This is a genomic window from Halodesulfovibrio sp. (genome assembly GCF_015482765.1).
Taxonomy (GTDB): Bacteria; Desulfobacterota; Desulfovibrionia; order Desulfovibrionales; family Desulfovibrionaceae; genus Halodesulfovibrio.
In genome coordinates this window covers 113638-135383 of sequence record NZ_JADMLB010000017.1, presented here as the reverse complement: position 1 = coordinate 135383, position 21746 = coordinate 113638, and the positions used below count along the sequence as shown (strand labels likewise).

Sequence of the window (21746 nt, the reverse complement as noted above, 5' to 3'; positions counted from 1 at the left end):
CCAGTGACTACCGGCTGCTCTTTCTTAGTTTGTAACCAAAATTCTGAGTATTTTTTTCAGATAAAATTCATGACATCTTCTGTTAACAGACCGTCGTTTTGACTTTTTCCACTCCAACACACAAACACCTAAAATAAAAGATAAACACCTGACTTAATTTGAAAAACAAGAAAAATCATAAATGTGTAAAGAAAGAAGAATGCCTGTCGATGAGAAGTAATTGGGGGCAATGGGTACCTAAGCGATAGAAGGGGGATTCTGCTCTTTGTGCACGATCATGTTCTGCAGGGTAGGGGTCTGCTGAATCTGGGTATTGGTGCACAAAATAGCTTAGCTTATATAACCCAAAGCCCCCTTTTAACAAGACGGCGATTTTGTCTTGTTAACAATCTATTATGCCTGCCTGCACAAACTATCTGCATGCCACTCCTGCGCACACGGCAATAAAAAAATTTAAAACAGTTCTTCAGGACTATAAATAGAACTTTGTTCCATTTCATCCTGAGTCTGTTTTTCACGCTGACGCTCTGCACGTCTGGCGGCACGACGCAGAGTTGCCTCTTGCAATCTGCGCTCCTGCGTTTTTGATTCAACAATTAATGGCGGAATGGAGGTGGCCTTCTTTTCAGGTCCCATTGCGACAAAAGTAAGATATGCGGAAGCAACATGCCTGATGTTTCCCGTAAACAAGTCTTCTGCTTCTACCCTGACACCAACTTCCATAGATTTTGAACCTACAAAGTTAACGCTGGACTTAAGCATCATAAGCTCGCCTACATGAACAGGGGCTTTAAATTCCATGCGGTCTATAGAAGCTGTCACAACCGAGCATCCTCTGGCATGACGCATAGCGCACACAGCCCCCGCGAGATCTATGTGCTTAAGGATAACACCACCGTGTACGTTGCCTGCAGCATTTGTATCACCCGGTAACGCGCGGTGGGTCATAAACGTTTCACTACTGGATACACTCCGACCTTTCATATAGCCTTCCTTACCCAGAATAACTGGGGGTCTATATCTCTCTTTACGGTTAACGGCAACACATCTACCTAATATCTTTTTATTTTCTAAGTGCTGTCATAATGTTGAACTATAAAATATGCAAGAAGTTCTGCATTAACGATAACCAACTCTTCCTGCAATCTTTATCGAGCGTCATGTTCAAGAGAACAACATGTTTCAATTACAATCAATGGTAAAAAGATGTATCTTGATGCAAACGTAAGTTGTGTTGATTCATGCCAGTAAAGCAATTTAGCACTACGCCTCGCACCAATTGGTCACATTCAACGTTCACACCTTTAACAATACATCACGCAATCACAAATTTTGTAAAAAAGTGTAGTCGCGTTATATCTCCTATAAACTTCTGAATTCCACTTTTTTTTATTAATGCAGACAAGGTTTACTATTGTTTTCAAGGACCCAGTGGCGTAAATAGTATCTTCAATCAGTTCAAAAATATACATGATGTCCTTTATTGAAAGGTAGTTGATTATGACTATTTGGGCTAATGAAAATATTGTAGATGAGTACAAACAGTGGATAGAATCTCCTGCTGGAACCATGGCATTACAATCTAAAATGAAACTCATTGTAGATTTAATTTCAGGATGGCCACGACGCGGCAGACGATTTCTTGAAGTTGGATGCGCCACCGGCCTCATGACAGAAATGTTCTACCACGCAGGATTTGATGTTACCGGCCTTGATTGCTCGCCCCGTATGCTAGCTGAAGCCAGAGAACGTATGGGACGCCGTGCAGAATTCTTTCTGGGCAGAGCAGAACACCTCCCCTTTGATGACGGACAGTTTGATTACGTAGGCATAGGCTCTGTTCTTGAATTTGTTGATGATCCGGAAGCAGTGTTAACAGAGGCGTTACGTGTTGCCTCTTATGGTGTCATTGTCACCGTTTACTCAAAGTGGTCTCTTTACTACCTGCTCCGTAACCGCACCCAATCTGGATGCATTCAACATAGGAATTGGATGACCCCGCTGGAATTGGAAAAAATATTTCGAGGACTGGTGGATACCGGTGCTCTGACTCGACGTTCAATCCTTCTCGGTCCCGTTTCTTCATGGAAAGACACGCCTATGTGCAGCTGGATAAACAGCAGAATTCTCCCCTACGGCCTCGGAGCATTATCCGGAATTTGCGTAGACAAAAACGACACAAAAACTGCTATTCCTCTTTTCACAAAAAAACGGCGTACAAAACCGGCTATTATCAATGCTTGTCGAACAAACCTTGCTGCCAGAAACTCCACTTCAAGTTTTGACAAATAAGCAACTTTAGACTACCCAAAGCTGTTTCGACACAATTTTGTCGATACAGCTTTTTTTGTGTGCGGACAGCACCTTTTATTTGCTACACTTTTGTGTTGTAGCACATGGAAAAAATTACAATTTTTTAGGAACCGGCATGAGTAAAGTAAAAAGAATTAAAGGTTTTGCAGATATGTTCTCTCCGGAGAGCGATACCTTTACCTTTATGGAAACTGTTGCACGCGACGTTTTTGGCAGCTTTGGATATAAAGAATTGCGTACGCCTATTATTGAACGTACCGAACTTTTCAAACGCTCCATCGGCGATGAAACAGACGTTGTACAAAAAGAAATGTACACATTTGATGACCGCAAAGGTCGTTCCCTTACTATGCGTCCGGAAGCAACCGCAGGTGTTATGCGTGCTTACATTGAAGGCAACGTGAACGCATCAGAGCAAATTTCAAAGCTCTTCACCTTCGGCCCGATGTTCCGGTACGAACGTCCTCAAAAAGGACGTATGCGCCAGTTCCATCAAATCAACTGTGAGTGTCTCGGACCGGATGAGCCGCATGCGGATGCAGAAGTTATCCTTATGCTTATGACCTTCCTCACTAAGATTGGTCTCAAAGAGCTCTCTCTCGAAATCAACTCTCTTGGTTGTCGTGAATGTCGTCCTAAGTACAACGAAGCACTGCGCACTTTCCTTGCAAATCTCAACAAAGAAGAGCTTTGTGAAGACTGTCGTCGCCGTATGGAAACTAACCCGCTTCGCGTTCTGGACTGCAAGGTTCCAACCTGTAAGGCATTAACTGAAAACGCCCCGACAATCATTGAGCACACATGTGAAACCTGCCGAACTCACCACGACAAGGTACTTTCCACATTACGTGCTGCAGATATTCCGTTCACTCAGAACGACCGCCTCGTTCGCGGTCTCGATTACTACAACCGTACCACCTTCGAAGTTGTGTCCACCGCAATCGGCTCTCAAAGTTCTGTTGCAGGCGGCGGTCGCTACGACGGCCTTATCAAACAACTAGGCGGTGCAGATGTACCGGGTATCGGCTTTGCCTGCGGCATGGAGCGTCTTGCTCTTATGCTTGGCGAACACAAAGTTGAACAACCGGACTTCTACATTGCAGTTCTTGATGAAAACGGCCTTGAAGATGGCCTCATGCTTGCGCAGGCTCTTCGTCTCGCAGGCAAAAAAGGTGACGTAAGCTTTGCTTCCAAATCCATGAAAGCACAGATGCGCCAAGCCGGTAAGAAAAACGCATGCAAAGCATTAATCCTTGGCGGCGACGAACTGGCAGCTAAGACTGTTGTAGTAAAAGACATGGAAACAGGTGAACAAGTCACTGTTGCCCAGTCTGAACTTATTGAGCATATATAATTTAATCAGAAGCAATAAGCACAGCAGGCGTTGTCACTGTATACCGCCTGCTTTTTTCGCAATCTGATAACACCATTCGTGTAGAACCCCTAACCGTTGGACAGCCTGGCTGTCTTTACTACATTTTTAAAGGAAACGAGAATGAGCGATCAAAATCTGGATATTCAGCAGGACCATCAGCAGTACATCGAGCCTCTTAACGGGTGGGTTCGCACCCATAATTGCTGCGAGCTGAATGCCAATAATATCGGCTCAGAAGTATGCCTGATGGGTTGGGTGCAGTTCCGTCGCGATCATGGTGGCCTGATTTTTATCGACCTTCGTGACCGCAGAGGCCTTACTCAGGTAGTATTCAGCCCTGACGTGAACAAAGAAGCACACAAACTTGCTCATATTCTGCGTACTGAATATGTTGTTGCTATTAAAGGTGAAGTTCGTCATCGCCCAGAAGGCATGACCAACACCGGCATGGTAACAGGCGAAGTTGAAGTATATGTAACAGAGTGGAAACTGCTCAACACTGCTAAAACTACTCCGTTCCAGATTGAAGACCGCGTTGACGCATCTGAAAACCTGCGTCTTGAATACCGCTACCTCGACCTTCGTCGTCCGAAGCTTGCTAACAACTTTATCATCCGTAACCGCGCTGCTCAGGCAATCCGCCGTTACCTCGACGAACTGGACTTCCTTGAAGTGGAAACTCCGTTCCTCACAAAGTCTACCCCTGAAGGCGCACGTGACTTCCTCGTACCAAGCCGTACAAATCAGGGTGAATTCTACGCTCTTCCTCAGTCTCCGCAGATCTTTAAACAGCTGCTCATGACTGCAGGCATGGATCGTTACTACCAGATCGTTCGTTGCTTCCGTGACGAAGACCTCCGTGCTGACCGCCAGCCTGAATTTACCCAGGTTGATATCGAAATGAGCTTTGCTGACGAAAAGCAGGTTCAGGATATGGCTGAAGGCCTTGTTGGACGTGTATTCAAAGAGTGTCTGGATGTAGAAATTCCAAACACCTTCCCACGCATGACCTACGATCAGGCTATTGAAGAATACGGTCTTGATAAACCGGATACCCGCTTTGACCTGCGCCTTAAAAACGTAAGCCACGTTGTAAAAGATTCCGGCTTCCGCCTCTTCTCCAGCGCAGAACTCGTTAAAGCCATGCGCGTACCGGGCGGCGCAGTTCTTTCCCGTAAAGAAATCGACCAGTACACTGACTTCGTAAAAATCTACGGCGCTCAGGGTCTTGCATGGATCAAAATCAAAGAAGATGAATGGCAGTCCCCGATTGCTAAATTCCTCTCTGATGAAGAACGTAAAGGTCTCACCGAAGAACTCGGCCTTGAAGTTGGCGATATCGTATTCTTCCAGGCTGGTCCTTCAGATATGGTTAACAATGCTCTTGGTTACTTGCGTATCGAAGTGGCAAAACGTTTCGACCTTATCCCTGAAAATACCTACAACTTCCTGTGGGTAACGGACTTCCCGCTCTTCGAATACGATGCTGAGGAAAAACGTTACGTGGCATGTCACCACCCGTTCACCTCTGCTCAGGACGGCGAAGAAAACGTGATGGTAACCGACCCTGCTAACGCTAAAGCTCGCGCATACGACCTCGTACTCAACGGTAGCGAAGTAGGCGGCGGTTCTATTCGCATGCATAACCGTGAGCGTCAGGAAGAAATGTTCTCAGCACTTGGATTCTCCAAAGAAGAAGCAGAAGAACAGTTCGGATTCCTTATGGAAGCATTTGAATACGGCGCACCACCACATGGCGGCATCGCATTCGGCCTTGATCGTCTTGTTATGATCCTGACAAACTCCCCTTCCATTCGTGACGTTATTGCCTTCCCTAAAACTCAGAAAGGCACCTGCATGCTCACAAACGCACCATCTGCTGTTTCCAGCACTCAGTTGCGCGACTTGAGCCTTCGTCTTCGTGAAGTAAAAAAAGAAGCTGCAGAGTAGCAGTATAAAACTCTCTGCCGAGAACAGGGTATGCAACGCATAACCTGAATAAAAATAAAAAAGGCAGGAGCGTAGTGATGCATCTACGCTTCTGCCTTTTTGTTTACTGTGCGGGTACGCCACAGCAAACGAGGAGTTTGCACTGCTCAATTCGGGGTGTCAGAGCAGTTCCAACGGAAAGTAGGAGAGGTTTTTATCGTTTATGCGTAATCACCATTTGTGAATAAACGTATAGTCATCAAACGCCATGCTGACGTGACACTCAACACACTGTTTGACTTTCCCTTCCTTAATAACCGTTCCGTTTGCCTCATACGAAGCCCAATACCAATTTCCTGCGGAAGGGGCGTAGTTGTTGCGCTTTTGCATGAGGTCTATGGTAAGGAGTGTTGTTCCGTCTTTATCATAATTTTCCATAACAATGATGGCCCCCTCGTTAGCCGTGTACTCTGAAACTCTGGCAATTCTATTAGGATACACCCTAACAAGCGGACCATGCGGAGGATCAGCTTCTTTTATGCCTTCAGTTTCATCGGTCAATCTCCATTCTGTATATGGATTTGTAACCGTAATGTACTGCCACAAAGTTGCTGCATCTGTCATCGGAGGCATTTCTCCTTGAGCAGGTCGAAACACTGAACATGCTGAAAACAAACATAACGAGCAGATGAAGCACACAAAAAGAATACTCTGTTTCATAGGACCCCTCCGAATTGTCGAATGATCTAAAAGTGGTATACACTATCCATTCTGCAATGTGTTTTATTACTTGTTGATTTTTGCTTTATAATTGCTATACAATGCATTCTTTTTTTCTAATATCCGGCGGCTAGAATGTTGCAGAAGCAAAATCGACCCCAAACTGCAATGCTTTTTCCAGCTCTTCACTATCCATACGCCAGTTTATACGAAGCCCTTCTCCTGTTACTGAAAATCCTGCATCAATAAGTTGCGCATTCAGCATTGATGTAGCCTCTCCACTCCATCCATATGAAGTAAACGCATTTGCTTTCTTATTCATAAATTTCAATCCACGAAATTCTTCTGTCAGTGCGGAAAGTGAAGCCAACGGCCCTTTATTAAATGTAGGTGACCCTAATAACACAGCTTTTGAACGAAACACTTCTGTCAGCACATCATTCTTATCAGCTTTTGCTGCATGGAATAGCTTCACCCGTGTCGCAGGACTATGCTGCTGTATCCCGCGCGCTATTGTCTCTGCGATACCCTTTGTAGAATTATACATTGTATCGTAGATAATTGTTATTTGGTCTTCCTGATACGCATCACACCACTGCAAATATCGCTCTATTATTTGTTCAGGGTTCTGCCGCCACAATACGCCATGGCTGGTTGCGATCATTTCAACAGGCAGGCCAGTAGCCAAAAAATCTTGAATACGGCTTTGTATTATTGCACTAAACGGTGTGAGAATGTTTGCAAAATACTTTATTGCCTCCTCATGTAATGTGCATTTTTCTGCTAAATCATTAAATAACAGCTCATGTGCGTAATGCTGCCCAAAGGCATCATTTGAAAAAAGAATATTATTGCCTGAAAGGTGGGTCATCATTGAATCAGGCCAGTGCACCATCGGCACAGGATGGAATGAAAACGTTTTTTTACCGAGAGACAGTGTATCGCCAGCCTCAACAGTCCGAAAATCCCAATCTTGATGATAGTGCCCATATATCGAACGGACCGCCTGCTTAGTGCAATAAATTGGAGTAGCAGGGATATGTTTCATAAGAACCGGTAACGCGCCGCTATGGTCCGGTTCTGCGTGATTACAGATGATGTAATCAATCGTATCCAAGTCCACCTCCAATGAAAGATTGTGGACAAACTCATCTGCATACGGTTCCCACACCGTATCAATTAAAGCGGTCTTTTCATCTTCGATTAAATAGGAGTTATAAGAAGTTCCCTTATGGGTAGAATATTCTTTTCCGTGTGCACTACGAATTTCCCAATCAACCTTTCCAACCCATGACACACTATCAGCTACTTTTTTACGCATAATCTCTCCTGCTTAGATACGGATGCAGGGAAGTGTAGCATGGTTGCCAACACGGTTAATTGATATTCAGTGACGGCCAACTCCTCACAAAAAAAGGCTGCCCTGAAAATTCAGGACAGCCTTGGGATACACTCAAAGGTAGTACGCAACGCGTCGCGTTACGTTCCTTGCAACTCACTATTTGTAAACAGCACCTGCAGCAGCACTTTTCACCATGCGGCTATAGCGTCTAAGCAATGGAGAAGTTACCTCTTTTTCAAGAGGCTTCCAGCCGTTCTTACGCTCTGTGATGGTTGCTTCATCAACAAGCAGGTTAAGCTTACGTTCCGGAATATTAATCTCAATTTTATCGCCTTCCTCAACAAAAGCGATCATACCGCCATCTGCTGCTTCAGGGGAAACATGACCGATTGCAGCACCACGGGTTCCGCCGGAGAAACGTCCGTCCGTAATCAAGGCAACATCTGCGCCAAGTCCAATTCCTGCGATGGCTGCTGTCGGTGACAACATTTCACGCATTCCCGGTCCGCCTTTCGGCCCTTCATAACGAATAACAACGGCATCGCCTTTGTTAATCTTTTGTCCCATGATGGCTTCGAAAGCCTCTTCTTCAGAGTTAAACACACGAGCGTTTGCAGTACGTACCATCATTTCCGGTGCAACAGCGGACTGTTTTACAACAGCACCTTCCGGGGCAAGAGAGCCGTACAGAATCGCAATCCCACCCTCTTCAGAGTATGGCTCTTCGATAGGGCGAATAACAGTCGGATCACAGTTAGCGGCATTCATTTCCGTCAGGTTTTCACCGAGAGTCTTGCCGGTTACAGTCATCACGTCCAAATTCAATGCGTCTTTCTTGCGAAGCTCAGAAAGCACAGCCGGAATACCGCCAGCTCTGTGGAGGTCCTGGATGTACTGGTCACCAGCAGGTGATAACTTGCAAAGGTTCGGAGTTTTCTTGCTGACTTTGTCAAAAAGTTCGAGAGAAATATCCAAATTTGCTTCACGGAAAACAGCTGGAAGATGCAACACGGTGTTTGTGGAACAACCAAGTGCCATGTCAGCTGCAATGGCGTTTGAAACAGAAGCTTCTGTAACAATGTCACGAGGTCGGATATTTTTCTCCAGAAGCTCCATAACTTTAAAGCCGGCAGTCTTAGCAAGACGAATTCGTGCAGCTGAGGTAGACGGTGTTGTACCGTTACCCGGCAATGCAAGACCGATTGTTTCAGAAAGGCAGTTCATAGAGTTTGCCGTAAACATACCGGCACAAGAGCCACAACCCGGACAAGCTGTTTCAGAAAGATCTTCAAGCTCATCTTCTGTCATTTTGCCAAGCTTAACCTGACCAACGCCTTCAAAAACGTTAATAAGGTCTGCTCCGCCTCCGCCTTTGGTCGTACCGGCCGCCATCGGGCCGCCACTTACGAGGACAGAAGGAACATTCATGCGCAACATGGCCATAAGCATACCCGGAACGGACTTGTCACAGTTCGGGATAAACACAAGCGCATCAAACGGATGAGCTGTTGCCATAATCTCAATGGAGTCGGCAATAATTTCACGACTAGGAAGCGAAAAACGCATTCCTTCGTGGTTCATGGCAAGCCCGTCACATACGGCAATAGCAGGGAACTCCATTGGAGTACCGCCTGCGGCACGGATTCCGGCTTTAACAGCGTTCGCGATGGTATCCAGATGAATATGACCGGGAACCACCTCGTTGGCTGCGTTAACAACACCCACAAGCGGGCGGGAAATTTCTTCACGTGTAAGCCCGAGAGCGTACAGCAAGGAGCGATGCGGCGCTTTTTCAAGACCGCCTGTCATTTTTTTACTACGCATAGTTAAGCTTCCTGTAGTGTTTCTGGTCAATCAAAAATATGAGCTGCCGCAACACGTGCAGCATTAATTACGAACAGCAACCCAGCTGCTGACACAACCGACAAGCATCGGAATAAGTATAAGCATCAGCGCTTGGTCTACAGGCAAAAAGTGAAGCTCCCAATAAAGCGGGGCAAAATTAAACGTGTCCTTCAAGTTCCACCAAGCTGCGTATAATCCGGCAACACCAAGAAGACCGCCGACACTGCCCAGCAGTGCTCCGCCGACCAACAATGGAGTTCGAATATACCAGTTTTTAGCACCCACCAGTTTGAGAATTTCAATTTCATCCTGTCTGCTGATGAGTGAAAGCTTCATCGTATTCCCGACAGCCATGGAAAGAATAAGCACTAAAAAGACAAGTACCGGTGCCATAAACGTGCTGGAAAGCTCCTGCCATGCACGGCTAACCTCATCTTTTAAACTGCTTGAACGAACGGAGCGCACATCGGGAAGTCCCTTCAGTGCGGCAAGGGTCGCCTTTTTCCAACTTGCCACATCACCGGAGCGATGCGCAAATTTTATAACCGCCGTATAGGGTAGCGGGCTGCTTTCTGCTTGAAGCAGCCCACGGCTTCCCCCCGGGAGTGTAGAACTCAAATCTTTAAGCGCCTGTTTGGGGGTATATGTTAAAACTTCTACAACCCCGTCCATGCCGCGCAAAGATCTCCACGCTGTCTTTACCCGCTCTGGCGAAGCATTTTCTTTCCAGTATATCTGAAAAGCCACTTCGCCCCGCGTTACCCGTAATTCATTGTCCAGATTCCCTACACCCAGCAACATTAATCCTGCCAGAAACGTTATGAACGTTACAGCCAGCAAGGTCATCAATTGCGCCCAAGGATGCAAAGCAATATCGCGAACACCTTGTCCCAACAGTTTGAAGAATACACGCATTATACATGCACCTCCGAAATTCCGTCAGAAAAGATCTCCGCTCCGCGCCAGTTAGCGGCAACAATCTTGCCATGCTCTAACCTAAGCTGACGAGCCTCTGGATGCATCCGCACAATATCGCTGCTGTGCGTCGCAAGAACCACGGTTGTTCCGTGCATGTGGAATTGTTTAAAAATTCCGATCATGCGCGCTGCCAGTTCTTCATCAAGGTTACCTGTCGGTTCATCCGCTAAAAGAATTTTTGGATTCACAACCACAGAACGGGCAACAGCTACACGCTGCTGCTCTCCGCCGGAAAGCTCTCCACACAGCATATTAATACGTGATTCAAGCCCCAAACCTCTCACAACCGCACGCACACGCCTATCAATGTGCACTTGATTCAGCCCTCGAACCTCAAGAGCCATAGCCACATTCTGATAAACAGTACGGTACGGCAGAATTTTAAAGTCCTGAAAAACAACACTCACCTGCCTGCGCAGGTCAGGAACTTTACGGGCGGGTAAAGCTCGTAAATTATACCCAGCTACCGTTACATTTCCCCGCATAACCGGAAGAGAGGCATACAACAGCCGTAAAAGCGTTGTTTTACCAGCACCGGATGAGCCAGTGAGAAAAAGAAATTCGCCCTTATCCAACGAAAAAGAGCAATTTTTCAATGCCCAATACGGTCCAAAGTTATGCGACAAGTTTGTAACGTTAAGCAAAGCACTCCTGCCTTGTAAAAAGCTGATGAACAGTTGTTGTATACAATTATGTAAAAATCAACAAAATTAACACGCGGACTGCACAGGTTACCCCCTCACTCCGTTATTTTCAAGGAATGACAGTCGGCTAGAACCATAGGAAACATGTACTTTTTCCCCTACAGCGCCCGCCAACTCTTCATTTGCGCAACACACTGTATCTTTTTGTGATTATGATACAAATAGAAACTCGTTTAGTATTTTTTATAAGTATACCGGCGAGATTCTGCTGAATGCATAAAAAAAAGGCTGCCCTTTTTCAAGGACAGCCTTTTCTCTTTCACAATACACACCGAAATACTACATAACGGTGCACTGACAAACATTACGCCAACAGACGCAATGAAAACACTACGCTTTACGATGCGGAGCGAGTTCAGCAAGGAAGTTAGGATCAACTTCAAAGCCAAGCTCAATTGCTTTGTCTACGTTTTCGATTGCTACATCGTAATCACCACGCTCAAGAGCTACGAGAGCGAGGTTGTTGTATGCAGGTGCAAACGCAGGGTATGCAGCAATAGCTTTTTTAGAAACTTTTTCACTGTCATCCAGTTCGCCGAGCATGTAGTGAGCAGAAGCAATAGTAGCCTGAGCCTGAACGAAATCAGGGTCCCATTTAAGGGCTTTCATAGCACATTTAATAGCTTCTTCTGCATTACCCTGCTGGAGGTGAACAAACGCCATGTTTGCCCAAGGCACAGGGAATTTAGCACGACACTGTGCAGCTTCTTTGTTGTACTGCATACAACCTTCAAGGTCGTTACGCTGCATGCAGATACCACCGAGCTGAACATATGCTTCAGCAAAGCGGCTGGAGTTACGGATACACTCGAGGAATGCTGCCTCTGCACCACTCCAGTCACGAGCAGAAAGAAGTGCTACACCAAGGTTGTAATGGTGGTTTGCACATTCTGGATTCTCATCAATCTCTTTACGCAAAAATGCAATATATTCTTCAATACTTGCGAATTCTTTAGTCGTCATGACTTATATGCCCTTCTTCAAGCAAGAGGTTGTAATACCAAACGCAGAAATCGAAAATGCCGCGGTACTTCTCATCCTTATTGACAATGCCGACAGCCGTTTCTAACGCGCCGCGACCGTAGTCGTTGGAATACTGGCCTCTATGAGACTGGAGAAACTCGCGAACGAGCTGCTGTGTGGTGCGTTTGGAAAGGTCCATACGCAATTCCATAGGATCGTTCGGTTTAGGGAACGGATCCCAGTTATCATATCCGATACGGTCAATGAACTTGCGACGGCGAGGCGCCATCTGCTCGTACATGAACCGCTTTTGTTCTTCTTCTTCCGGCGTCAATTCGTGATCAGCACCGGTTCGGTACATGCTCGCGGAAATACTCATTACGCACCCTTTTTCTTAGGTTCTTTAAGACCAAGGTACTCTTCGTCGTAGTTAGTAATAAGAGCCATTGACACAGGAACAAAAACACCCGGCAATTCTTTGTAGTTAGACTTGATTGCTTTACACAGATCAAGGCTGATTTTAGCAAGTCGATCCTGAATAATATCCAAAGATACAGTCGGGTACGGTTTGCCGGGTTCAAATTTTGAAAGCCCGCAAGTGTGTGCCTTGCCGCCGATATTGGTTGGAATACCGTACAGTCGGCATGTAATTGGACGAGCGTCGTACATGGTACATTTATCTTCACTGTTCAAAAGAGGACAGCGGATACGCTCTTTAGCCATCGCTTCAAGAAGTTCACGAGGCTCGGCACCTTTCATGGAGTCGCGGTACAATTGGCGCTTACGTTTGTAGATCTTACGGTCCGCTTCGCCGGCAGCCTCTACGATATTAGAGCGCTCTTCGCCAAACGGGAACTGTTCGAGAAATTTGTGATTTATGTACAACGCTTCAATCAGGCTTACATCAAACAATGCATGGCAACAGTCGCTGCAGCCGGAACCACAGTTAATACAGTCGCTGTGCATATCAGCTACACGATTAAAAACGGAATCTACTTCAGCAACAAGTGCTTCGTATTGTGCAAAAAATTCAGAAAAATCCAACTTCATCAGAAAACTCCCTACCCCCCGTAGACCCGTTAGGTGTCCCGATTCGGTAGCCTTTTTATAATCAATGATTGGAGCAATAAATTTCTAAGTAGTAGTGAAACAGGTACTGGCAACCTTGTACCTGTCTGCAACAAATCATTAGTAACGAAATGCCCAACTGGCAAGGGAAGAACGGCAGTAGAATAAAAAAATTTGCTTCGATGCGTTGAATACCAACGGTTGCAGTGGGAAGTAATTTTTTGCTCTGAAATATCACTGAACACAGTTAAAGGTTATATATGAGACGATTAGCCCGCCCATATATGAAACCGGACAGCGAGTGACCCCACTGTCCGGTTCAAAAATCAAAGCATGCGAAAAAACGCACGTGTTGAATTACATTTCTTCAACAGTGATTGCGTCTGCTTCACAAACTTCAACACAGGATTCACAACCGAGACATTCGTCTGCGTTTGCTGGCTCTGCTTTGCCGTCCTGCATTTCGAAAACTTCAACTGGACATACGTCTACGCATTCTGCGTCGCCAGTACATTTGTCTGTATCAACGGTAACATTGTAACCCATGGTAATCCTCCAGGTTTGATTTTGGTTCTCGATGAACCTGTAAGTAAAGCATCAACACCTAGCGACTAGGTTTGGTGCGTTAGTCTCATCGAAACCTGCAATTAGCCCTGACCTGTCTTCAGTGTCAAGACCTGAAAGACATTATCTTTGAGCTTTGCAGCATTTTTTGCGTGCATATCACACGCTAATTAATTTTTCCAGTAATCATAACACTATATATCCATACGTACGCGGTAGCCTTTACCGTCTCTTGCGACAAACAAAATCAGTGAAGAGTCCAGTCTGTGGGTAAAGAAAGCCTGATAGAGTATCTTCATACTGGTTATCTTCCGTCCGCTTACGTTCACAAGCAAGTCACCACGCTGCAAGCCCAGCTTCGCAGCAGGGCTTCCCTGCCGTACAGATTCTACGACTAAATAGGTTTTACCTTTGCGAAGCGTCATACCCCATCGCGCCTGTATCTGCTGTACTGCAAGCGCTTCTGTATACGGCACAGTTCGCACTTGAACAGTTTTTTCTGTGCCGTCACGCATCAGAGTAATCGAACCGACTTCACCCTTAGTCATATTCTTTAATAACTGAACGTAATGCCGATGGTCTGTCACCAAGTTGTCATTTACTTTAATTATTGTGTCACCGGATGTAATTCCTGCTTTTGCAGCAGGAGTACCATCATAAACGGCTGTAACAAGAAGCCCTTTTGTTGAAGACAAACGTAGCCATGCAGCAGTATTTTCATCAAGATTCTGTCCAGCAATCCCAAACCATACAGGAACAATATGGCCGGACTCCAACAACTCCGTTACGGCTCTGCGCGCTTTATCAATAGGAATGGAGAAACCGATATTCGCAGCTTGGCGCAACATGGCTGTATTAATTCCAACAAGCTCCCCAGCAAGGTTGATTAGCGGCCCGCCACTGTTGCCGGGGTTAATTGCGGCATCAATTTGAATTAAATCTGTAATGGTTGATCGATCTGTTTTGATAGAACGATCAAGCGCAGAAACAACTCCTGTTGTCACTGTATGGCTGAACCCTAAAGGGTTCCCGATAGCGATTACGGTCTCCCCCGGCATAAGGTCATCAGACTGTCCCATAGGTAATGCCGGAAGATTTGAAGCCTTATCCAATTTCAAAACCGCAAGGTCGAAATCCGGATCAGACCCGATTAATGAAGCCGTAAATGTACGACCATCAAGAAGCGTAACATTAATCTGCGCTGCTCCCTGAATAACGTGAGCGTTCGTCAGCACAATAGCTTTTTTTGAATCAATAATAACGCCAGAACCCAGCGTTTGTTCTTTTACTCTGCGACGCCCTTGTCCCCGCTGGAAAAATTCATCAAGTAACGGGTTACGCGGTAGTAAATGGGCAAACGGGTTTACCGCACGTTCAACAATCCTATCTGTACTGATACTTACAACTGCCGGAGCAGCCTTCTGCACAGCTGTCACTACAGGAGTTATGCGAACACTCCCCTGACTTTGTAATTTTTCATAGTTATTCTGAGCGAATGCCATGCTTGAACTAAGCATGATAACAAGGAATATTGCGAAGATTCGGCGCATCAGATACCTTTACCCTGTTCTTGTGGTTAATATGTAGACTGGCGTTCAGATAACTCAGACTGTAAATATGTCTGCCTTAAAAAGCTATAGCCAGCACGAATAAAGTCAACACAACAGAATGTTCCGGCTTATCATTCCATCAATTCAGGAGATTGCATGAAGACCTCTTTACCGGATTGCGATTTTGCGGGTGAAGGTGTTTGCACCTACGAGAACACCGCAGAAAACGAAGCTCTGCTGCGCGATCTTCTTCAAAAAATCAAGCCGGTTTCCACCACGCTTTGCCAAGCGGCAAACCACCGTCTTGATAATCTGACCAAGCCCATCGGCAGCCTCGGCAAGTTAGAAGAACTTGCCGTACGCATGTGCTGCATTCAAAACAAGACACTCGGCATCAGCGCTGACCCACTCAGGATATACGCCATCGCAGGCGACCACGGAGTAAATGAAGAAGGGGTTTCAGCGTTCACGCAGGATGTAACACGGCAGATGGTTCAAAATTTCTGCGACGGCGGAGCAGGTATTAATGTTCTTGCAGACACTGCGGGGGCAGAGCTTTGCGTTGTTGATCTAGCTTCTAAAGGTGGAGGTTACCCGAACCATCCATCGTTACTTCAATGCAAAATAGCTCAGGGCACACACAATATCGCCAAAGCACCCGCCATGAGCCGGGAGATGTGTTTACGCGCAATACTTATCGGTGCAGAGCTCGCCAACAAAGCACAAGCTGAAGGCTTTCCGGCAATAGGCACCGGAGAAATGGGCGTTTCAAACACTACCCCGTCTACCGCGCTCTACTGCGCGTATCTCAACCTTCTTCCTAAAGATATTACCGGTGCAGGGGGTGGGCTTGACCAAGAGGGCATCTCTAGAAAAACTCGCGTCATAGAGCGGGCGTTATCTCTTCACTCGGAAACCATCAGTGGTGGAGATCCAATAAACATTTTGGCCTCACTGGGTGGCTACGAAATTGCCGCCCTTGCCGGACTTATCCTTGGTGGAGCAGCCAACAATCAACTTGTTCTTCTCGATGGCTTCATTGCTACAGCAGCGTACACAGCAGCGTGGAAGCTCTGCCCAACCGTCAAAGATTACACGTTTTTCTCTCATGCATCAGCAGAAGCCGGACACAAGCAAATTCTCGCTAAATTGCAAATTGATCCATTGCATGATCTAGGGCTGAGGCTTGGTGAGGGGAGCGGCGTTCCTCTTGCTCTCTTCCTCATGCGCTGCGCTTGCAACACCTACAACCAAATGACAACCTACAGCGATACCGAAGTCGATCCTCCCGATAATTTATAGGGTAAAAATATGTTGCCTTCGGCGAGGAGGGCTCTGCCCCTCCACCCCGCGAGAGGAAGCTCCTCTCGACTCGCATTACACAAAACGCCTGTTGGTTGCGTACTGCCTCAGTAACGCAAACAACAGGCGGTTCTTTTTCATAGCAGAATACTGCACCACTTACGGGGGGTGCAGGGGGAATCATTTCCCCTGCCCGTCGGAGACAAAAATATTTTGGGTTAGCTATTTTTTAACAACCATTGCCTGCCATAAGCGGCCTGACCAAGAGAAATACAGCCATCATTCGGTGGCAGCTGCGTATGCTGAATCACAGATAAGCCTCGCCTTGAAAGCTCCTCAGGCAAATTAGTCCCCACAGTAAAACTCTGCATCACTCCACCTGAGAGTGCGATGGTATCTATCCCTGATTCTTGAGCAGCGAGCATAACAAGCTCTGCACAGCCTTGAATCAATCCAAGATGAAATTTTCGAGCAATGGTTCCTACGGACTCACCTTTCAACCAACCTTCGTAGCACTGTAAGAAAAGCGCCACGCTATCAAGCTCCCAAAGCTCTCCCTCTTTTCGTATTGGACAGTCGTAGGAGTCAGTAACGTGCATATCTTGTGCATCTTCAAGCAGGATAGCTGCCTCTCCTTCATATGTGACAGTATGGCAGATGCCGAGCATGGCCGACACTGCATCAAATAATCGTCCGCAGGAGGAAGTGAGCGGTGTGTTGATATTTCGTTCTAGCAGTTGAGGAAGAAATTGCGCTTGTTGTTTGAATGAAGTCAGCCATGTCCACTCTTGTGAAGGCTCTGTGATACCTGCATTCCAAAGGATACCCTGAGCAATGCGCCAAGGTTCATGAATTGCAGTTTCACCACCCGGAAGCGGGATATGTGCAAACCGCCCGACACGGCGATGTTCCAAAGACGCATTATCCACATACAGCAGCTCGCCGCCCCAGATTGTTCCGTCATCACCATAGCCTGTACCATCCAAGGCTAAACCAAGCGCTGTTCCTTCGAACTTGTTTTCAGCAAGGACACTGTAAATATGTGCAGCATGGTGCTGCAAACCAATCACAGGAACATCATGTTTCTTCCCATATTCACGGGCAAAACGCGTTGTCATGTAATCAGGATGTAGATCATGAACGACTGCTTCAACTTCTACCTCTAAAATTTCAGGTAAGAATTCAGCAATCTCTTCATAGAAGGAGTAGACCTCCAAATTCTGCATGTCTCCAATATGTTGAGAAACAAAGGCTTCGTTATCTCGAGTAAAGCACAATGTATTCTTCAACTCTGGCCCTACACCGAGTACAGAAGGTGCTTTTTCCGCCATAAATACCGGTCTCGGGGCAAAACCTCTTGCACGCCGGAAAAATTGCGATTTATCTGTATCCTTTTGAACACGGACAACTGAATCATCAACACGAACCAGAATATCGCGGTTATGCAGTAAAAAAACGTCAGCTAAACCATGGAGTCGTTTCAATGCCTCGCGGTTGCCCAATGCGATAGGTTCGCTGCTCATGTTACCAGAAGTCATAACAAGTACTGGCAACCCATTTGCTTTCTGTGCGAAATATTTAAATAGAATATGATGTAGTGGTGTGTACGGAAGCATTATCCCGACATATTGAGTTCCGGGGTTCAGCGACTCTGCGATATTTGCGTTTCCACGCTGCTTACACAAAACGATAGGACGCTCTTTCGTAAGAAGCAGCTTCTCTTCTTCCTCGGATATCTCTGCAATTGCTCGAGCGGTTTCGATATCTCGCGCCATTACAGCAAGCGGTTTTCCCCAACGGTTCTTACGAGTGCGAAGCGTTTCAATAGCACGCTGTCCCTCGTTTCCCATTGCCATACAGACCAAGTGGAATCCGCCAAGTCCTTTGACCGCGGCAATATTACCAGCTGCCAACGCTTCAGCAGTATCAACAATTGCTTCTGTTCCTCTGCATACTTCTATGCCGTCGTTCTTTGTAAACCAGACATAAGGACCACAGACATCACACGCATTTGGCTGTGCATGAAATCGTCTGTCCAACGGATCTTCATACTCTGTTTTACACTGAGGACATAACGGAAAACAGGCCATTGAGGTTTTGGCTCTGTCGTAAGGGATGGATTTTGTGATGGTATACCGTGGACCGCAGTTGGTGCAGTTAGTGAAGGGATATTCAAATCGTCGATTATCTGGATCAGACATATCGCGCAGACAATCATCGCACGTGGCAACATCGGCACTGATGAGAACACGATTACCTTTCCTGCCCTCACTTGCCAAAATTGTAAATTCTTTTTCGCCATCAACTGAAGGAAGATCTTCCTCTGTTTTCGAGGTCACCTCGGCCAGTGGCGGCAGTTTGTCTACTAAGTCAAAAGCAAAACCAGCGAGTGCCTTCTCATCGCCCTGCACTTCAATGAATACCCCATCTGAAGTATTACTGACAGTGCCAGTCACCTTGTTATCCAAGGCAATTCTGTACACAAACGGACGAAATCCAACACCCTGAACCTGACCAGTAATGATATAGCGCTTGCGGCGTGCATGATGAGTCATGCAAAACCATACCGCAAATACCACACAGAGAAAAGAGAATGCGCTACGCAAATATAATGATTACAATTTTGCGAAAATAAACACCGTTAATAACTTGTTACAATAATTTATTATAGTATTACCTACGCCACTCTAATTCATAGATAAACTGTATTCATAGCCTCTGAACACTTGAATATTCTTGGAACGTCGGCTACCTGTAAGGCTAATTTGAACAATTTTGTAGTATGGAGAGACCATGGCGACTGAAAAATTAGGAAATCGCATTCGCAAGTTCAGGGAAGAGCGCGGCTTAAGCCGAGCAGAACTTGCTGAACAGGCAGATTTAACTGAATTATTTGTAACTGCATTGGAAGAAGAGGATTTATACCCTTCCATCGCGCCGTTACAAAAGATTGCCCGTGCTTTAGGCGTACGTCTCGGCACATTTATGGATGACGAAATTTCTGTTGATCCGCTTATTGTACGTAAGTCCTGCCGCGAAGCAGACCTTACCATGCAGAAAGCCGGTGATAAAAGCCCTAGCTTCCTGTTCCATTCTCTGGGTAAAGGCAAAACTGACCGTAATATGGAACCTTTCTTCATTCATATTACACCGGAATCAGAAGAAAACCGTAAAATCTCTTCCCATCAGGGTGAAGAATTTATCGTTGTTACTTCCGGCAAGCTGCTTATCCGTTACGGAAAAGAAGAACACATCCTTGAAGCAGGCGACAGTGCTTACTTCAACTCCATTGTTCCGCATTACGTAGGTGCGGCAGATGGTGAAGAAGCTGAAATCTACGCAGTAATCTACTACCCTGACTAGGAAATTCCATGCAAGCATTCGAACTTCGCGAAAAGACCCTTGGTCAGATTCTTGATGAAACAGTTGCAGCGTATCCGGACAATGATGCCGTTGTATACGTAGACCGTGACTACCGTCAGACTTACAAAGAATTTGGCAAGGTGGTTGATGATCTGGCGCAAGGGCTTATGGCTCTTGGTGTCCAGCGGGGCGAAAAAGTTGCCGTATGGGCAACAAACGTTCCTTATTGGGTTGCACTACAGTTTGCCACAGCAAAAATTGGTGCCATCCTTCTAACTGTGAATACCAACTACCGTAAAAGCGAACTAGAATACCTGCTATCTCAGTCTGAATGCGAAAACCTGTTCATTATGGACGGCTACCGCGACCACGACTTTGTTCAGACTATTTACGATATGATTCCGGAATTACGCACACAGTCCCGCGGCAAGCTCAATGTAGACAAGCTTCCGTCCCTGAAGCGTGTCATGTTCCTTGGTGTGGAAAAACACCGCGGTATGTACTCTATTCCGGAAATCATGGCGATGAAAGCAATGGTATCTGATGAAGAGTATAAAGAACGGCAGGACACCCTATCTCCATACGATGTTGTGAACATGCAGTACACTTCCGGTACTACAGGGTTCCCTAAAGGGGTTATGCTTACTCACGTCGGTATCGGGCTTAACGGATACTGGATCGGTAAAAACCAGAACTTTACAAACAAAGACAGATTATGTCTGCCTGTACCGCTGTTCCACTGCTTTGGTTGCGTACTCGGCGTCCTTGCCGCCGTAAACCATGGTGCAGCACTTGTTATTCTGGAAAACTTCTCTCCTGTTCATATCATGGCTTCAGTGGATCAGGAGCGTTGTACAGCGTTGTACGGCGTACCGACTATGTTCCTTGCTGTGCTTGAGCATAAAATGTTCAGCAAATTTGACTACTCTTCATTACGCACCGGCATCATGGCTGGTTCCATTTGTCCGGAGCCACTTATGAAACGTGTTATTGAAGATATGAACATGACTGAAGTTACAATCTGCTACGGCCTCACCGAAGGCTCTCCGGTAATGACTCAGACATTGCCGCACGACAGTTTCGAACGTCGCACGCAGAGTGTCGGCAAAAAAATGCCGGGTATTGAAGTACGTATTCTTGATCCTGAAACCGGCGAAGAATGCCCGCGTGGCACTCAGGGTGAAGTTGTCTGCCGTGGCTACAACGTCATGAAAGGCTACTACGCAATGCCGGAAGCTACCGCAGCTGCCATTGATGAAGAAAAATGGCTGCACTCCGGTGACCTTGGTGTCATGGATGAAGACGGCTATGTTGTCATCACCGGCCGCATCAAAGATATGATCATCCGCGGTGGTGAGAACATTTACCCGCGTGAAATTGAAGAATTCCTGTACGGAATGGACGGCGTTCATGATGTACAGGTTGTGGGTGTTCCAAGCCGCAAATACGGTGAAGAAGTTGCTGCCTTTATTATCAATAAAGAAGGATACGACCTTGCACCGGAAGATGTACGTGACTACTGCCGCGGTAAAATTGCATGGCACAAAGTTCCACGTTACATCGCCTTTGTAGAAGAATATCCAATGACAGCCTCTGGTAAAATCCAGAAATTCAAACTTCGTGACGATTACGAAAAGTACTTCGAAGTTCGCTAAGACTACATAAGAAAAGGGAGGAGCAAATGCTCCTCCCTTTTTATTTATTTTCAGAAATCATTACCCACCAAGTCG

Annotated in this window: 18 protein-coding genes; 6 read left to right on the top strand and 12 right to left on the bottom strand. The window is 46.2% G+C overall.

What is annotated here, in order from left to right; all coding sequences use genetic code 11:
- Positions 1–453: 453 nt before the first annotated feature.
- Complete coding sequence (locus QZY95_RS03120; protein WP_290919236.1) at positions 454–984, bottom strand: acyl-CoA thioesterase; 531 nt, start codon at positions 982–984, stop codon at positions 454–456.
- Between the two features lie 516 nt (positions 985–1500).
- Here QZY95_RS03120 and QZY95_RS03115 point away from each other — a divergent pair.
- From QZY95_RS03115 to aspS, 3 genes are all read left to right on the top strand, one after another.
- Positions 1501–2292: a class I SAM-dependent methyltransferase gene (locus QZY95_RS03115; RefSeq protein ID WP_290919234.1), complete on the top strand. Its 792-nt coding sequence runs from the start codon at positions 1501–1503 to the stop codon at positions 2290–2292.
- A 136-nt stretch (positions 2293–2428) separates the two neighbouring features.
- A complete protein-coding gene (hisS, locus tag QZY95_RS03110; RefSeq protein WP_290919232.1) occupies positions 2429–3667 on the top strand; it encodes a histidine--tRNA ligase in 1239 nt (412 codons plus the stop codon).
- A 141-nt stretch (positions 3668–3808) separates the two neighbouring features.
- Positions 3809–5638, top strand: a complete 1830-nt coding sequence (gene aspS, locus QZY95_RS03105; protein WP_290919230.1) for an aspartate--tRNA ligase — start codon at positions 3809–3811, stop codon at positions 5636–5638.
- Positions 5639–5848: 210 nt separating this feature from the next.
- Here the strand turns inward: aspS and QZY95_RS03100 are convergent, their stop codons facing one another.
- The 10 genes from QZY95_RS03100 to QZY95_RS03055 form a co-directional block, all read right to left on the bottom strand.
- Positions 5849–6337, bottom strand: coding sequence for a cytochrome P460 family protein (locus QZY95_RS03100; protein WP_290919228.1), 489 nt, complete (start codon positions 6335–6337; stop codon positions 5849–5851).
- Positions 6338–6467: 130 nt separating this feature from the next.
- A complete protein-coding gene (locus QZY95_RS03095) occupies positions 6468–7658 on the bottom strand; it encodes an MBL fold metallo-hydrolase (protein ID WP_290919225.1) in 1191 nt (396 codons plus the stop codon).
- Between the two features lie 177 nt (positions 7659–7835).
- Complete coding sequence (ilvD, locus tag QZY95_RS03090; RefSeq protein WP_290919223.1) at positions 7836–9503, bottom strand: dihydroxy-acid dehydratase; 1668 nt, start codon at positions 9501–9503, stop codon at positions 7836–7838.
- A gap of 63 nt (positions 9504–9566) precedes the next feature.
- Positions 9567–10439, bottom strand: a complete 873-nt coding sequence (locus QZY95_RS03085; RefSeq protein WP_290919220.1) for a permease-like cell division protein FtsX — start codon at positions 10437–10439, stop codon at positions 9567–9569.
- Positions 10439–11146, bottom strand: a complete 708-nt coding sequence (gene ftsE / locus QZY95_RS03080) for a cell division ATP-binding protein FtsE (RefSeq protein WP_290919218.1) — start codon at positions 11144–11146, stop codon at positions 10439–10441. The genes QZY95_RS03085 and ftsE overlap by 1 nt, the downstream gene beginning before the upstream one ends.
- 390 nt (positions 11147–11536) lie before the next feature.
- Complete coding sequence (locus tag QZY95_RS03075; protein ID WP_290919216.1) at positions 11537–12169, bottom strand: tetratricopeptide repeat protein; 633 nt, start codon at positions 12167–12169, stop codon at positions 11537–11539.
- Complete coding sequence (locus QZY95_RS03070; RefSeq protein WP_290919214.1) at positions 12159–12548, bottom strand: hypothetical protein; 390 nt, start codon at positions 12546–12548, stop codon at positions 12159–12161. The genes QZY95_RS03075 and QZY95_RS03070 overlap by 11 nt, the downstream gene beginning before the upstream one ends.
- On the bottom strand, positions 12548–13219 hold the full coding sequence (locus QZY95_RS03065) for a YkgJ family cysteine cluster protein (RefSeq protein ID WP_290919212.1): 672 nt from the start codon (positions 13217–13219) through the stop codon (positions 12548–12550). Before QZY95_RS03065 ends, QZY95_RS03070 begins: the two co-directional genes overlap by 1 nt.
- Positions 13220–13594: 375 nt before the next feature.
- Positions 13595–13783 carry a ferredoxin gene (locus QZY95_RS03060; RefSeq protein ID WP_290919211.1) on the bottom strand — a complete coding sequence of 63 codons (189 nt, stop codon included), beginning with the start codon at positions 13781–13783 and terminating at the stop codon, positions 13595–13597.
- 212 nt (positions 13784–13995) lie between these two features.
- Positions 13996–15351 (bottom strand): trypsin-like peptidase domain-containing protein, encoded by a 1356-nt coding sequence (locus tag QZY95_RS03055; RefSeq protein ID WP_290919209.1) that lies wholly within the window; start codon positions 15349–15351, stop codon positions 13996–13998.
- A gap of 156 nt (positions 15352–15507) precedes the next feature.
- Here QZY95_RS03055 and cobT point away from each other — a divergent pair, with 156 nt between their 5' ends.
- Positions 15508–16653, top strand: a complete 1146-nt coding sequence (gene cobT, locus QZY95_RS03050) for a nicotinate-nucleotide--dimethylbenzimidazole phosphoribosyltransferase (RefSeq protein ID WP_290919207.1) — start codon at positions 15508–15510, stop codon at positions 16651–16653.
- A 218-nt stretch (positions 16654–16871) separates the two neighbouring features.
- Here the strand turns inward: cobT and hypF are convergent, their stop codons facing one another.
- Positions 16872–19208: a carbamoyltransferase HypF gene (gene hypF / locus QZY95_RS03045; RefSeq protein WP_290919204.1), complete on the bottom strand. Its 2337-nt coding sequence runs from the start codon at positions 19206–19208 to the stop codon at positions 16872–16874.
- Positions 19209–19446: 238 nt separating this feature from the next.
- Between hypF and QZY95_RS03040 the strand changes: the two genes are divergently transcribed.
- Positions 19447–20016 (top strand): cupin domain-containing protein, encoded by a 570-nt coding sequence (locus tag QZY95_RS03040; protein ID WP_290919202.1) that lies wholly within the window; start codon positions 19447–19449, stop codon positions 20014–20016.
- 8 nt (positions 20017–20024) lie between these two features.
- A complete protein-coding gene (locus QZY95_RS03035; RefSeq protein WP_290919200.1) occupies positions 20025–21671 on the top strand; it encodes an AMP-binding protein in 1647 nt (548 codons plus the stop codon).
- Positions 21672–21746 lie beyond the last annotated feature (75 nt).

What these genes read in the sequence shown, in the direction of transcription:
- QZY95_RS03120 (WP_290919236.1), bottom strand. Translation starts at nt 984, where the DNA reads ATGAAAGGTCGGAGTGTATCCAGTAGTGAAACGTTTATGACCCACCGC.
- QZY95_RS03115 (WP_290919234.1), top strand. Translation starts at nt 1,501, where the DNA reads ATGACTATTTGGGCTAATGAAAATATTGTAGATGAGTACAAACAGTGG.
- hisS (WP_290919232.1), top strand. Translation starts at nt 2,429, where the DNA reads ATGAGTAAAGTAAAAAGAATTAAAGGTTTTGCAGATATGTTCTCTCCG.
- aspS (WP_290919230.1), top strand. Translation starts at nt 3,809, where the DNA reads ATGAGCGATCAAAATCTGGATATTCAGCAGGACCATCAGCAGTACATC.
- QZY95_RS03100 (WP_290919228.1), bottom strand. Translation starts at nt 6,337, where the DNA reads ATGAAACAGAGTATTCTTTTTGTGTGCTTCATCTGCTCGTTATGTTTG.
- QZY95_RS03095 (WP_290919225.1), bottom strand. Translation starts at nt 7,658, where the DNA reads ATGCGTAAAAAAGTAGCTGATAGTGTGTCATGGGTTGGAAAGGTTGAT.
- ilvD (WP_290919223.1), bottom strand. Translation starts at nt 9,503, where the DNA reads ATGCGTAGTAAAAAAATGACAGGCGGTCTTGAAAAAGCGCCGCATCGC.
- QZY95_RS03085 (WP_290919220.1), bottom strand. Translation starts at nt 10,439, where the DNA reads ATGCGTGTATTCTTCAAACTGTTGGGACAAGGTGTTCGCGATATTGCT.
- QZY95_RS03075 (WP_290919216.1), bottom strand. Translation starts at nt 12,169, where the DNA reads ATGACGACTAAAGAATTCGCAAGTATTGAAGAATATATTGCATTTTTG.
- QZY95_RS03070 (WP_290919214.1), bottom strand. Translation starts at nt 12,548, where the DNA reads ATGAGTATTTCCGCGAGCATGTACCGAACCGGTGCTGATCACGAATTG.
- QZY95_RS03065 (WP_290919212.1), bottom strand. Translation starts at nt 13,219, where the DNA reads ATGAAGTTGGATTTTTCTGAATTTTTTGCACAATACGAAGCACTTGTT.
- QZY95_RS03060 (WP_290919211.1), bottom strand. Translation starts at nt 13,783, where the DNA reads ATGGGTTACAATGTTACCGTTGATACAGACAAATGTACTGGCGACGCA.
- QZY95_RS03055 (WP_290919209.1), bottom strand. Translation starts at nt 15,351, where the DNA reads ATGCGCCGAATCTTCGCAATATTCCTTGTTATCATGCTTAGTTCAAGC.
- cobT (WP_290919207.1), top strand. Translation starts at nt 15,508, where the DNA reads ATGAAGACCTCTTTACCGGATTGCGATTTTGCGGGTGAAGGTGTTTGC.
- hypF (WP_290919204.1), bottom strand. Translation starts at nt 19,208, where the DNA reads ATGACTCATCATGCACGCCGCAAGCGCTATATCATTACTGGTCAGGTT.
- QZY95_RS03040 (WP_290919202.1), top strand. Translation starts at nt 19,447, where the DNA reads ATGGCGACTGAAAAATTAGGAAATCGCATTCGCAAGTTCAGGGAAGAG.
- QZY95_RS03035 (WP_290919200.1), top strand. Translation starts at nt 20,025, where the DNA reads ATGCAAGCATTCGAACTTCGCGAAAAGACCCTTGGTCAGATTCTTGAT.